Annotated in this window: 11 protein-coding genes; 5 read left to right on the top strand and 6 right to left on the bottom strand. The window is 67.2% G+C overall.

The genetic code is table 11. The features are described from left to right. Positions 1-290: 290 nt before the first annotated feature. Positions 291-1,304, bottom strand: a complete 1,014-nt coding sequence (locus ACV22Z_RS09940; protein ID WP_448076122.1) for a zinc-dependent alcohol dehydrogenase family protein — start codon at positions 1,302-1,304, stop codon at positions 291-293. Positions 1,305-1,396: 92 nt separating this feature from the next. Here ACV22Z_RS09940 and ACV22Z_RS09935 point away from each other — a divergent pair, with 92 nt between their 5' ends. Then, on the top strand, positions 1,397-2,314 hold the full coding sequence (locus tag ACV22Z_RS09935) for a LysR substrate-binding domain-containing protein (RefSeq protein ID WP_448076121.1): 918 nt from the start codon (positions 1,397-1,399) through the stop codon (positions 2,312-2,314). Positions 2,315-2,402: 88 nt separating this feature from the next. Here ACV22Z_RS09935 and ACV22Z_RS09930 read toward each other — a convergent pair whose 3' ends face one another. The 5 genes from ACV22Z_RS09930 to ACV22Z_RS09910 all read right to left on the bottom strand — a co-directional run bounded on the left by ACV22Z_RS09930 (position 2,403) and on the right by ACV22Z_RS09910 (position 10,285). After that, complete coding sequence (locus ACV22Z_RS09930; protein ID WP_448076120.1) at positions 2,403-3,803, bottom strand: sensor domain-containing diguanylate cyclase; 1,401 nt, start codon at positions 3,801-3,803, stop codon at positions 2,403-2,405. Positions 3,804-4,128: 325 nt separating this feature from the next. Continuing rightward, on the bottom strand, positions 4,129-5,307 hold the full coding sequence (locus ACV22Z_RS09925; RefSeq protein WP_448076119.1) for an acetyl-CoA C-acyltransferase: 1,179 nt from the start codon (positions 5,305-5,307) through the stop codon (positions 4,129-4,131). Between the two features lie 190 nt (positions 5,308-5,497). Further along, positions 5,498-6,130, bottom strand: a complete 633-nt coding sequence (gene pncA, locus ACV22Z_RS09920) for a bifunctional nicotinamidase/pyrazinamidase (RefSeq protein ID WP_448076118.1) — start codon at positions 6,128-6,130, stop codon at positions 5,498-5,500. Positions 6,131-6,252: 122 nt separating this feature from the next. Then, a complete protein-coding gene (locus ACV22Z_RS09915; RefSeq protein ID WP_448076117.1) occupies positions 6,253-8,337 on the bottom strand; it encodes a 3-hydroxyacyl-CoA dehydrogenase NAD-binding domain-containing protein in 2,085 nt (694 codons plus the stop codon). A 310-nt stretch (positions 8,338-8,647) separates the two neighbouring features. Beyond that, on the bottom strand, positions 8,648-10,285 hold the full coding sequence (locus ACV22Z_RS09910; RefSeq protein ID WP_448076116.1) for a 3-(methylthio)propionyl-CoA ligase: 1,638 nt from the start codon (positions 10,283-10,285) through the stop codon (positions 8,648-8,650). A gap of 157 nt (positions 10,286-10,442) precedes the next feature. On the opposite strand from ACV22Z_RS09910, the gene ACV22Z_RS09905 reads away from it, so the two are divergent. The 4 genes from ACV22Z_RS09905 to ACV22Z_RS09890 all read left to right on the top strand — a co-directional run bounded on the left by ACV22Z_RS09905 (position 10,443) and on the right by ACV22Z_RS09890 (position 13,458). Next, the gene (locus ACV22Z_RS09905) at positions 10,443-12,011 is read left to right on the top strand and encodes a protein adenylyltransferase SelO (protein ID WP_448076115.1); all 1,569 of its coding nucleotides are present in this window, start codon (positions 10,443-10,445) and stop codon (positions 12,009-12,011) included. 38 nt (positions 12,012-12,049) lie between these two features. After that, a complete protein-coding gene (msrB, locus tag ACV22Z_RS09900; RefSeq protein ID WP_448076114.1) occupies positions 12,050-12,481 on the top strand; it encodes a peptide-methionine (R)-S-oxide reductase MsrB in 432 nt (143 codons plus the stop codon). A 124-nt stretch (positions 12,482-12,605) separates the two neighbouring features. Next, a complete protein-coding gene (locus ACV22Z_RS09895; protein WP_124602255.1) occupies positions 12,606-13,136 on the top strand; it encodes a septation protein A in 531 nt (176 codons plus the stop codon). Between the two features lies 1 nt (position 13,137). Further along, on the top strand, positions 13,138-13,458 hold the full coding sequence (locus tag ACV22Z_RS09890) for a BolA family protein (RefSeq protein WP_448076113.1): 321 nt from the start codon (positions 13,138-13,140) through the stop codon (positions 13,456-13,458). The last annotated feature ends 2 nt before the right edge of the window (positions 13,459-13,460 follow it).

The following is a 13,460-nucleotide window of genomic DNA, read 5'->3' as shown; positions in this document are numbered from 1 at the left end:
TTTCAATACGTTACTCATCACATTCATCATGCAGCTTCCACATGACAATATGTCTGATCACTTCGTTCGCTCCAGTTCGTGAGGGTTCGCCATTTTCGCCGGAATCCTTGCCGGCCGGAACATTCCCGGCAGTCGTTCATTCGCCCGCATTCGCCGACATTCGTCGACCTTGACGCCAGCGGGGATCGCCCCGCACGTCCAGCGAAGATACTCGCCTTTTCACCGCACCGCACCCCGATGTCGAGCCCCGATGGCAACCTGGGCAGCATACCGGCGTTCATCACGCGGACTCACCGCACCCGCACCACCACCTTCCCGAATGCACCGCCCTCGAGATGCCCGAGCGCCGCCGGCAGTTCCGCGAACGCGTACTCGCGCTCGATCACCGGCTTCAGTTGCAGCCAGTCCACCGCGCGCACGAGATCCTCCAGCGCCCGCCGGTGCGCGACGCCGATCCCCTGCACCGTCGCGCGCCCCGTCAGCAGCGGATACACCGACGTCTTCAATTCGTCGCCACCGAGGTTGCCGATCACCGACACGCGGCCACCCAGCGTCAGCGCCGCCAGCGAACGGGCGAAATTGTCGCCGCCCGCGAGTTCCAGCACGTGATCGGCACCGCGTCCGCCCGTGAGTTCGCGCACCGCGGCCGCCCAGTCCGGCGTACGAGCGCGATTGATCCCGTCGGTCGCGCCGAGCTGCTTCGCGCGCGCAAGCTTCTCGTCGCTGCCCGACACGACGACCACGCGCGCGCCTTGCGCATGCGCGATCTGCACGGCGAACAGCGCGACGCCGCCCGTCCCGATCACGACCACCGTGTCGCCCGGCCGCGTCGCGCACGCATCGGCGAGCGCGTACCACGCGGTCAGCCCCGCGCACGTCAGCGTGCTCGCCTGAGCGGTATCGAGCGTGCGCGGCGCGGCGACCAGCGAATCCTCGCCGAGCACCACATATTCCGACAGCATGCCGGGCCCCGGCACGCCGAGCGGCACGCTGCCGCGCGGTTGCCTGCCGTCCTGCCAGCCCGTGAAGAACGTGCTGATCACCGCGTCGCCCTGCGCGAATTCCGTCACGCCGGCGCCAGTCGCAACCACCTCGCCGCGCATGTCCGAGCCCGGAACCAGCGGAAACGACACGGGCATCCCCATGCCGTCGCGCAGGATCAGCAGGTCGCGGTAGTTCAGCGCGACGGCCTCCACCCGAACGAGCACCTCGTGCGGGCCCGGCGCCGGGATCGGCGCATCGACGCGTTGCAGGTTCTCAAGACCGAATGCCGGCGACTGCCAGCGTTGCATGAAGGAAGACATCGCGTACTCCGATAAAGAAACCTTGGAATTCGCAGGATAATGATTCCCTGAACTGCCATGTGACGCGATTCGATCGACATAAAGTAGACAAAATGGAACCAATCTCGCATGACCGGCTGGCCGGCATCAGCGCGTTCGTCGCGGCCGTCGATGCAGGCAGTTTTGCGCAGGCGGCGGCGCGCCTCGGACAGACGCGTTCCGCAGTCGGCAAGGCAATCGGCCGACTCGAGGCGCGGCTCGGCACGCGCCTGTTCGTGCGGACCACGCGCAGCCTTGCGCTGACCGACGACGGCCACGCGTTCTACGAACGCTGCGCGTTCGCGCTGGAGGAACTCGACGCCGCGCAGCACATGCTGGAAGCGGGGGGCCGGGAAGCGGCCGGACGGGTCCGCGTCAGCGCGCCCGTCGTGTTCGGCCGCCATCATGTCGCACCGCTGCTTCTCGATCTCGCGGATCGGCATCCGCGGCTGCAGTTCGAGGGGAATTTCACGGACCGCGTGATCGACTTCGCCGACGACGGCATCGACGTCGCGATCCGCAGCGGCACGCTGCCTGACAGCGATGCGCTGATCGCACGGCCGCTGGGCATGCAGGCGATGGCGGTCTGTGCATCGCCTGCCTACCTGCGCGCGCACGGCGCGCCGCGCGGCATTGCCGATCTCGCCGCGCACCGCTGCATCGTCTATCTGCATGGCGGCCGCGCGACCCCGTGGACGATGGCCGGGCCGGACGGACGAATTGCGCAGCCCGCGCTGACTTACCGTCTGGGTTTCGACGACATCGACAGCCTCATCGCGGCCGCGATGCGCGGCGCGGGGCTCGTCCACGTGCCGCTGTGGCTGGTGCGCGACGCGTTGCGCAGTGGCGCGCTCGTGCGCGTGCTGGGCGACGCGTCGTCGGTCGGAACGCCGCTGCACGTGGTCTGGCCGGGCACGCGCTTCTTGCCGTACAAGCTGCGCGTGACGATCGATGCGATGCTCGCCGCGATCCCGCCGCTGCTCGCGCCTTAGGCGACCGGTTGCAACGGGCCGAATGCGGCGGTCGCGCCGACCTGCATTGCAGGCTGCGGCGAATCGCCGAACGCGAACCTGCCTTCGCTCACCCTGCCACGACCCGGTTCCGCCCTTCCCGCTTCGCCTGGTAGAGACGCTCGTCGACCGCGCGCAGCAACGCATCGACCGTGCTGCCGTCGATCCCGTATTGCGCGACGCCGACGCTGACCGTCACCTGCACGCGCTTGAAGTCGAGCCCGAACGGCGAACTCGAGATCGACGAGCGTACGCGTTCGGCCGTCATCCGCGCGCCCTCCAGCGGCATCTCCGGCAACAGCGCCATGAACTCCTCGCCGCCGACCCGCGCAAGCCCGCCTGTCGGCCGGATCGCCTCCAGGCACTGCCGCACGACGCCGCGCAGCACCTCGTCGCCGATCTGGTGTCCGTACGCATCGTTGATGTTCTTGAAGTTGTCGAGATCGAGCGCGAGCAGGCAGAACGGCGTGCCGTCGCGTTCCGCGCGCTGGATCTCGCGCTCGACCTGCGCGATGAACTGCCGGCGGTTCGACGCCCCCGTGAGCGGATCGGTCGCGGCGAGATACTCGAGCTTCTGGTTGGTGCGGCGCAATTCCTGCAACGCGCTCTCGCTGCGCGCCATCGATTCCGACAGGCGGCTCATCAGGTCTTCCTGGCTGTAGATCGCCGAGAACGACCGTGTGGTCTGCAGCGCCTGCACGACGCCGTAGCTGAGCAGAAAAAATCCGCCCGCGAAGATCGCATGCGCGAGCCACCACATGTGGTTCCATGGTTTGCCGAGGATGAATGCGAGCGACGACAGCGCGAACGCCATGATCGACATCCCGTAGATCACCATCAGCGGCGAGCGGATGCGCCTCGCAAGCAGCACCGCGACGTTGAGCAGCGAGAACACCATCGCGCCGCCTTCCATCGACAGCCGCGTGCCGAGCGCACCGGCCACCGGCGAATACGCGATGTACGCAACTGCAGCGTCGACGATTGCGAAAAAGGCGATCCACGGCAGCCAGATGCGCAGGCTGGTGCGCTTGTCGAGGCGATCGGACGGCCGCGAATACGACATCAGGCCGATCAGCAGCAGGATCGCCATCACGAGCCTCGACGCCGGACCGTACAGCAGGAACAGCCAGATGTTGTGATGCGCCATGCCGGTGAAGAGGCCGTGCAGCGCATAGATCATCGCAAAGCCCAGAAAGCCGAGTGTCAGCCAGCGCAGCAGCGGCTCCCCGGACGAGCGGTAGCAGACCCACGTCACATAAGTGACGAATGCGCCTTCGAGCGTCGCCGCGGCGATCGCGACTTCGTGAAACGCATGGCTTTCAAATGTCAGGCGCGGGTCGCCAAAGAACCACAGATAGGCAATGAGATAGGCCGGCAGCAACCCAAAGCCGACCAGCAGACAGTTCGCGTAGATCCTGGCGACGGCGCTGACGGCGCGCGGCGGCTCGCCGGCTGAAAAAGTCGTGCTCACTTCGGCCCCCGATCGATCCGTTGCATGGTTCGAATGCGAGGGCGTCCGATCACGATGCGCCGCCCGCTCCAGATTCCGGGGCACGGCCGCGGCTGTCGGCGCGACGCGCGACGCGCGATCCGGCCCATCCTGCCGAAAGGCAAATGACAGAGCCTAGTATAGGTGGGGCGATTCGTTTGACAAGTAAGGGGAAACAGCATCGTCGGGGTAGCACGGATTGATTCGCGACCGGATCGGATCGCGGAATCGAACGCGTTGCAACGCTGCCGACGCGAATCGGGCAGCGTGACGGGCGGTCGCGCAACAGCCGCCCGTCACGCAAAATTCATACGATCTCGAACAGGCCGGCCGCGCCCTGCCCGCCGCCGATGCACATCGTCACCACCACGTACTTCGCGCCGCGCCGCTTGCCTTCGATCAGCGCGTGGCCCGTCAGGCGCGCGCCCGACACGCCGTATGGATGGCCGACTGCGATCGCGCCGCCGTTCACGTTGAGCCGGTCCTCAGGAATCCCGAGCTTGTCACGGCAGTACAGCACCTGCACCGCGAACGCCTCGTTGAGCTCCCACAGCCCGATATCCTCGACCTTCAGTCCCGTCTGCTTCAGCAGCTTCGGCACCGCGAACACGGGGCCGATGCCCATCTCGTCCGGCTCGCAGCCGGCAACCGCGAAACCGCGGAACACGCCGAGCGGCTGCAGGCCTTCCCGCTGCGCGGTGTCGGCGCTCATCACGACGCATGCCGCCGCGCCGTCCGAGAACTGGCTCGCATTGCCCGCGGTGATCACGCCGCCCGGCACCGCCGAACGGATCTTCGAGACGCCTTCGAGCGTCGTGTCCGGCCGGATCCCTTCGTCGGCCGTGACCGTCACTTCTTTCGTGAACAGCCGGCCGGTCGCCTTGTCGGCAATGCCGGCACGCACGGTAATCGGCACGATCTCGTCGGCGAAGCGTCCCGCCGCCTGGGCGGCCGCCGCCCTCAATTGCGACTGCACGCCGTACTCGTCCTGACGCTCCTTCGCGATCCCGTAGCGCTTCGCGACGTTCTCCGCGGTCTGCAGCATGTTCCAGTAGATCTCCGGCTTGTGCTCGAGCAGCCACCCTTCGTACGCCATGTGCCGGTTCATCTCGTTCTGCACGCACGAGATCGACTCGACGCCGCCCGCGACGTACACATCGCCTTCACCCGCGATGATCCGCTGTGCGGCGAGTGCAATCGTCTGCAGTCCGGACGAGCAGAAACGGTTCACCGTCATGCCCGGCACGCTCACGGGCAGCCCTGCGCGCAGCGCGATCTGCCGCGCGATGTTGCCGCCCGTCGCGCCCTCCGGGTTCGCGCAGCCCATGATCACGTCCTCCACGCGCGCGGGGTCGAGCTTCGCGCGCTCGACCGCGGCGGCGACCACGTGGCCGCCGAGCGTCGCGCCGTGCGTCATGTTGAAGGCGCCACGCCACGATTTCGCCAGCGGCGTGCGTGCGGTCGATACGATTACGGCTTCCGTCATGTGAGTTCTCCTGTCGATCAGAGTTAGCGCTTTAGCGCTTACTCTGATCCCATGCTTCGCGGTCGATCAGAGTTAGTGCTTTAGCACTTACTCTGGTCCCATGCTTCGCGGTCGATCAGGGCTGGCGCGCCAGCGCGCACGCTGATCTCATGCAAAGCTGCCTGTTTGATGAATCGAGTGAGTCGATGCGCTACGCCGCCGGACGCGCGCCGTCCGACGTGACGCGCGACACGCCAGCCGCCTGCAATTGTTGCCATGCGTTCGCGAGCGATCCGTTCAGGTCGATCGCGCGGCACGCGTCGTCGATCACCGCGGCGTCGAAGCCGGCCGCGCGCGCGTCGAGCGCCGACCACGCGACGCAGTAGTCGGTCGCGAGCCCGCAGCACCACACGCGCTTCGCGCCCAGCTCGCGCAGGTAGCCTGCGAGGCCCGTGCGCGTCGTGCGATCCGCTTCGACGAACGCCGAATAGCTGTCGACCAGCGCATCGCTGCCCTTGCGGATCACGAGGCGCGCGTGCGGAATGTCGAGGTCGCGATGCAGCGCGGCGCCGTCGGTGTCCTGCACGCAGTGCACGGGCCACAGCACCTGCTCGCCGTATGGCAGCGTGAGCGTCGAGAACGGCTCGCGTCCCGCATGGTTCGCCGCGAACGACACGTGCTCGCGCGGATGCCAGTCCTGCGTCAGCACCACCTGGTCGAAGCGTGCGGCGAGCGCGTTGATGACCGGCACGACCGCGTCGCCGTCGGGCACTGCGAGCGCGCCGCCGGGCATGAAGTCGTATTGCACGTCGATCACGAGCAGAACGTCGTCGGTTCGTTTCATCGCTACTCTCCTGTCGACCAGAGTTAGCGCTTTAGCGCTTACTCTGGTCCCATGCTTCGCGGTCGACCAGAGTCAGCGCTTCAGCGCTTGCTCTGATCCCATGCCGCCGCGCAGCGGCGTCCTCAACCGTTGAAGCCGCGCCCGGCCGTCGCGAGCTCGGCGATCGACGGCGCGAGTTGCCACGCGTCGCCGTTCGGCGCCGCCGCGTAGCGGCGGATCGCCCGCTCGACGTTGTAGAGGCCGACGGTGTCCGCGTACAGCATCGGGCCGCCGCGCCACAGCGGGAAGCCGTAGCCGGTCAGGTACACCATGTCGATGTCGGACGCCTTCGACGCGATCTTTTCCTCGAGAATCTTCGCGCCTTCGTTGACGAGCGCGAACACGAGCCGCTCGACGATCTCGTCGTCGCCGATCTTGCGCCGCTCGACGCCGTGCTCCTTCGCATACTCGACGACCATCTCGTCGACGAGGGCCGACGGCTTCGCGTTGCGCTCGCCCGGCACGTAGTCGTACCAGCCCGCGCCGGTCTTCTGGCCGAAGCGGCCCTGTTCGCACAGGCGGTCGGCGATCCTCGAGTAATGGAGGTCGGGCTTTTCGACGTAACGGCGCTTGCGGATCGCCCAGCCGATGTCGTTGCCGGCAAGGTCGCTCATCCGGAACGGGCCCATCGCGAAGCCGAACTTCTCGATCGCGCGGTCGACCTGCGCGGGCAGCGCGCCTTCCTCGAGCATGAAGAGCGCCTGGCGGATGTACTGCTCGATCATCCGGTTGCCGATGAAGCCGTCGCACACGCCGGACACCACCGCGGTCTTCCTGATCTTCTTCGCGATCGCCATCACGGTCGCGAGCACGTCCTTCGCGGTCGCGTCGCCGCGCACCACTTCGAGCAGCTTCATCACGTTCGCCGGACTGAAGAAGTGCATGCCGACGACGTCCTGCGGCCGCTTCGTGAACGCGGCAATCCTGTTCACGTCGAGCGTCGACGTGTTCGACGCGAGGATCGCGCCCGGTTTCGCAACTTCGTCGAGCTTGCCGAAAACCTGCTCCTTCACGCCGAGTTCCTCGAACACGGCCTCGATGATCAGGTCGGCCTCCTTCAGGTCGCCGTAGGACAGCGTCGGCGCGATCAGCGCCATGCGCGCGTCGAGCTTCTCCTGCGTGAGCTTGCCCTTCTTCACCTGCGCGTCGTAGTTCTTGCGAATCGTCGCGAGGCCACGGTCGAGCGCGTCCTGCTTCGTCTCGAGCAGCGTGACGGGCAGCCCCGCGTTCACGAAGTTCATCGCGATGCCGCCGCCCATCGTGCCCGCGCCGATCACCGCGACGCGGCGGATCTCGCGCACCGGCGTGTCGGCCGGCACGTCCGGGATCTTGCTCGCCGCGCGCTCGCCGAAGAACGCATGCCGCAGTGCGCGGCTTTCCGGCGTCATCATCAGCGCGACAAAACCCTCGCGCTCCGCGACGCTGCCCTTGTCGAAGCCGTTCAGCACGCCGGCCTCGATTGCATCGATGCACTTGTGCGGCGCCGGGAAATTCGGCGCTGCGGCCTTCGCCGAGTTGCGTGCGAACTGGATGAAGCCCGCTGCATTCTCGTGGACGATCCTGCGGTCGCGCACGCGCGGGTGCGGGCCCGCCTGCGCGCCCGCGTTGCGTGCGAACGCGACGGCCGCGTCGAGCAGGTCGCCTTCGGCCATCTCGTCGAACAACCCGCTCGTCGCGAGCTGCTCGGACGGCACCGGCACGCCCGATACGATCATGTTCAGTGCGGTCTCGAGCCCGACCGCGCGCGGCAGCCGCTGCGTGCCGCCCGCGCCCGGCAACAGGCCGAGCTTCACTTCGGGCAGCGCAATCTGCGCGCCGGGCGCCGCGATCCGGTAGTGCGCGCCGAGCGCGAGCTCGAGCCCGCCGCCCATCGCGACGCTGTGAATCGCCGCGACGACCGGCTTCACGCTCGCTTCCACCGCGCGAATCACGGTGTGCAGCGTCGGCTCCTGCAGCGCTTTCGGGGTATTGAATTCGGTGATGTCGGCGCCGCCCGAGAATGCGCGGCCTGCGCCCGTCAGTACGATCGCGGTGACCGCCGGATCCTGCGCGGCGCGATCGAGCCCTTCCATGATGCCGGCCCGTGTCGACAGGCCGAGCCCGTTCACGGGCGGATTGTTGAGCGTGATGACGGCCACGCCGTCGCGAGTCGAATAATCCACTGCCATCTGTCTGCCTCCATGCATCGCGCGCCAGGTTGGCTGCGCTTCATTGTGCGCGGGTGAACAGCCGCTTGTCCAAGACGAACGGAGGCAGCATACAACGAAAAAGCACGGTCGTTCAATTCGATTTTTTCGCGCAATCGGGGGACGGATCCGCGCGCGGGATCGCGCGGCCAACCGGCCCCGATGACCCTTCGGAGACAGCCGGCACACCGTGCCGGCATCCGGCCGGCAACGCACGGCGCGTCCCGCTCCGGCACGCCGGCCGCCTAAGAGCCGACGCCGCCGGTCGTCGGTCGCCGCCTACGAGCCGCCGTCAGCAGGTCGCCGCTGGCAGCACGTAATCGCGGAACATCTCGCGCAGCTTCAGCTTCTGCAGCTTCCCGGTCGCCGTATGCGGCAGCGAGTCGACGAACACGACGTCGTCGGGAATCCACCATTTAGCGACCTTGCCCTCGTAGAACGCGAGCATCTCGTCACGACTCACTTCGACGCCCGAGCGCCTGACTACAACGAGCAGCGGCCGCTCGGTCCACTTCGGATGCGGGTACGCAATGCACGCCGCTTCGGCGACGGCCGGATGCGCAATCGCGACGTTCTCGATGTCGATCGAGCTGATCCACTCGCCGCCCGACTTGATCACGTCCTTGCTGCGGTCGGTGATCTGCAGGAAGCCGTCCGGATCGATCGTCGCGACGTCACCGGTCGGGAACCAGCCGTCGACGAGCGGCGACGCGTCGCAGTCGAAGTAGCGGTCGATCACCCACGGGCCGCGCACCTGCAGCTCGCCGAACGCAATGCCGTCCCGCGGCAGCTCGCGGCCGTCGTCGCCGACGATCCGCATGTCGACGCCGCAGATCACGCGCCCCTGCTTCTCCAGCAGCTTGCGCTGCTCGTCGACCGGACGCCGCGACTGCGCCCAGTTCAGCTTCGCGAGCGTGCCGAGCGGCGACAGCTCGGTCATCCCCCATGCGTGGATCACGCGCACGTCGTATTCGTCCTCGAACGTGCGCAGCATCGCCGGCGGGCACGCGGAGCCGCCGATCACCGTGCGGTTCAGCGTCGAGAAGCGCACGCCCGCCTCGCGCATGTAGTTGAGCAGGCCGAGCCAGACGGTCGGCACGCCCGCCGAGAACGTCACGTGCTCCGCTTCCATCAGTTCGTACAGCGACTTGCCGTCGAGGTCCTTGCCGGGCAGCACGAGCTTGCCGCCCGTGAGCGGCACCGAATAAGGCAGGCCCCACGCGTTCACATGGAACATCGGCACGACGGGCAGCACCGCGTCCATCGCGGACAGGTTCATCGCATCGGGCAGCGCCGCGCCGTACGCGTGCAGCACGGTCGAGCGATGCGAATACAGCACGCCCTTCGGGTTGCCGGTCGTGCCCGACGTATAGCAGAGGCCCGACGCCTGCTGCTCGTCGAGACGCGGCCAGTCGTAGCGGCCGTCCTCGGCTTCGACGAGCGTCTCGTAACTGAGGAACGGCGTCGCGCCGGACGGCAGGTGCGCGTCGTCCGTCATCGCGATCCAGCCCTTCACGTTCGGGCAGTGCGGCGCGATCGCGTCGACGAGCGGCGCGAAGTTGAGGTCGAACAGCACGTAGCGGTCGTCCGCGTGATTGACGATGTACGCGATCTGCTCGGGAAAGAGGCGCGGGTTGATCGTGTGGCAGACGGCGCCCATCCCGCTGATTCCGTAGTACGCCTCGAGATGCCGGTAGCCGTTCCACGCGAGCGTGCCGACGCGCGTTCCCGCGTCAACGCCAAGCCGCGCGAGCGCCTGCGCGAGCTGCTTCGCGCGCCGTTCGCAATCGCGATACGTATAGCGGTGCAGGTCGCCCTCGACCCGCTTCGACACGATCTCGACGTCGCCCGCGTGCCGCGCGGCATGCGCGATCAGCGACGACACGAGGAGCGGCATGTCCATCATCTGGCCCAGCAACGGCTTACCCATCGTCTTGTTCTCCCTGAAGGACGCGAATTCGGTGTACAGCCTCGAGCCGGCGCAAGCCCGTCTGCAGCGTGAACGGGCGCTCGGGCACGACGCGCGCGCCGCCATGCGGGCGGCGCGGCGCCGCCTTACAATATCGGCTTACCCAGAGGCGCTCAACATGTCGTTTTCCCGAAGCGCAGCCGAAGCGGCTGACACCCTCCCCGACCTCGCCGCCACGCTCGGCGCGCCCGCCGACGGCGCGTTCGTGCAGCTCGGCGCGGCGTTTCATACGCGCCTGCCGGCCGCGCCGCTGCCCGCGCCGTACGTGGTCGGGTTTTCCGACGAAGTCGCGACGCTGCTCGGCCTGCCCGCGTCGCTCGCCGGGCATCCCGAATTCGCCGCGCTGTTCGTCGGCAATCCGACCAGCGACTGGCCCGCGGACGCGATGTCGTACGCGTCGGTCTATTCGGGCCACCAGTTCGGCGTATGGGCCGGCCAGCTCGGTGACGGCCGCGCGCTGACGGTCGGCGAACTCGCCGGCACGGACGGCCGCCGCTACGAGCTGCAGCTGAAGGGCAGCGGCCGCACGCCGTACTCGCGGATGGGCGACGGACGCGCGGTGCTGCGCTCGTCGATCCGCGAATTCCTGTGCTCCGAAGCGATGCATCACCTCGGCATTCCGACCACCCGCGCGCTGACCGTGATCGGCTCCGACCAGCCGGTGGTCCGCGAAGAGATCGAGACGTCGGCCGTCGTCACGCGCGTGTCCGAAAGCTTCGTGCGCTTCGGCCACTTCGAGCACTTCTTCTCGAACGACCGCCCCGACTTGCTGCGCCAGCTCGCCGACCACGTGATCGACCGCTTCTATCCGGCGTGCCGCGATGCCGACGATCCGTATCTCGCACTGCTCGAGGCCGCGACGCTGCGCACGGCCGATCTCGTCGCGCAATGGCAGGCGGTCGGCTTCTGCCACGGCGTGATGAACACCGACAACATGTCGATCCTCGGCGTGACGATCGACTACGGCCCGTTCGGTTTCGTCGACGCGTTCGACGCGAACCACATCTGCAACCATTCGGACACGCACGGCCGCTACGCGTACCGGATGCAGCCGCGCATCGCACACTGGAACTGCTATTGCCTCGCGCAGGCGCTGCTGCCGCTGATCGGGCTGCAGCACGGCATCGCCGACGACGACGCGCGCGCCGAGCGTGCGGTCGAGGACGCGCAGGCCGTGCTCGCGAAGTTTCCGGAGCGCTTCGGCCCCGCGCTCGAACGCGCGATGCGCGCGAAGCTCGGCCTCGAACTCGAGCGCGACGGCGACGCGGCGCTCGCGAACCAGCTGCTCGAAGTGATGCATGCAAACCATGCGGACTTCACGCTGACGTTCCGCCACCTGTCGCAACTGTCGAAGCACGACGCGAGCCGCGACGCGCCGGTGCGCGACCTGTTCATCGACCGCGACGCATTCGACGCATGGGCGAACCTCTACCGCGCGCGCCTGTCCGAGGAAACACGCGACGATGCCGAGCGCGCCGCCGCGATGAATCGCGTGAACCCGAAGTTCGTGCTGCGCAACCATCTGGCCGAAATCGCGATCCGGCACGCGAAGGAAAAGGATTTTTCAGAAGTCGAACGTCTCGCGCAGGTGCTGCGCCGGCCGTTCGACGAACAACCCGAATACGCGTCGTATGCGGCGCTTCCGCCCGACTGGGCCGGGTCGCTCGAAGTGAGCTGCTCGTCGTGACGCCCGCATAGCGACCGATCCCTCAGGAGAAACCAGACATGTCCCACGATTCCGACGACAAGTCCTACCCGTACCAGAAGGACGACGCCGAGCTGCGCCACCGGCTCACGCCGATGCAGTACGAGGTCACGCAGCACGCGGCAACCGAGCGCGCGTTCACCGGCGAATACACCGACACGGAAGACGCCGGCATCTACAAGTGCGTCGTGTGCAGCACCCCGCTGTTCGAATCCGGCGCCAAGTTCCACTCCGGCTGCGGCTGGCCCAGCTACTTCAAGCCGCTCAACAGCGAGGTCATCGACGAGAAGATCGACTACACGCACGGGATGGTGCGCGTCGAGGTCCGCTGCAACCACTGCGGCGCGCATCTCGGCCACGTGTTCGAGGACGGCCCGCGCGACAAGACCGGTTTGCGGTACTGCATCAATTCGGCTGCGTTAAACTTCGAGTCCCGACCCGAACACGAATAAGCGGCGCCCGGGCGCGAATCGGCTGGCCGCCCCGAGCGGGCGGACCCGATACGCGACGGCGCCTGGCGGGTCCCTACAACGGTGAAAGGCCGCGCAAGCGGCCTTTCACGCAGCTGCGAGCACCATGAAATTCCTGTTCGATCTGTTTCCGATCATCCTGTTTTTCGCCGCCTTCAAGGTGTGGGGCATCTTTACCGCGACCGCCGTCGCGATCGTCGCGACGCTCGCCCAGGTTGCCTGGGTCGCGTTCCGCCACCGGAAGGTCGACACCATGCTGTGGGTCAGCCTCGGCGTGATCGTCGTGTTCGGCGGCGCCACCCTCGTCCTGCATGACGAGAAATTCATTCAATGGAAACCGACTGTGCTGTACTGGCTGTTTGCAATTGGCCTGTTTGCCGCGCGCTATGCGTTCGGCAACAACCTGATCGAAAAGATGATGGGCAAGCAGCTTACGCTGCCGCATCCCGTCTGGGACAAGCTCAACGTCGCGTGGGCGCTGTTCTTCGCCGTGCTCGGCGTCGCGAATCTGTACGTCGTACACAACTTCACCGAATCGCAGTGGGTGAACTTCAAGCTGTTCGGCACGACGGGCGCGATGGTCGTGTTCATCATCCTGCAAAGCCTGTGGCTTGCGAAATACCTGAAGGACGAGTGACATGACAGACGCCTTCCTCCACGCATCGCCCGACGCGCGCATCGCGCTGATCGAGGCGCGCCTGACCGCCGCGCTCGCGCCCGTGTCGCTCGCGGTGCGCGACGACAGCGCGCAACACGCAGGCCATGCAGGCGCGGCCGCGGGCGGCCACTACACGGTCACGATCGTGTCGGCCGCGTTCGCCGGCAAGCCGCGCGTCGCGCGGCACCGGCTGGTGTATGATGCGCTCGCCGATGCGATGCAGCGTGGCATCCACGCGCTTGCGATCGTGGCGTACACGCCAGAAGAATTCAATGCATCTTCAATCCAGTCGTCCCATTAGGA

It is taken from the genome of Burkholderia sp. PU8-34, assembly GCF_053427725.1.
The sequence above is the reverse complement of the archived record's forward strand: the minus strand, read 5'-3'. Positions and strand labels throughout refer to the sequence as shown.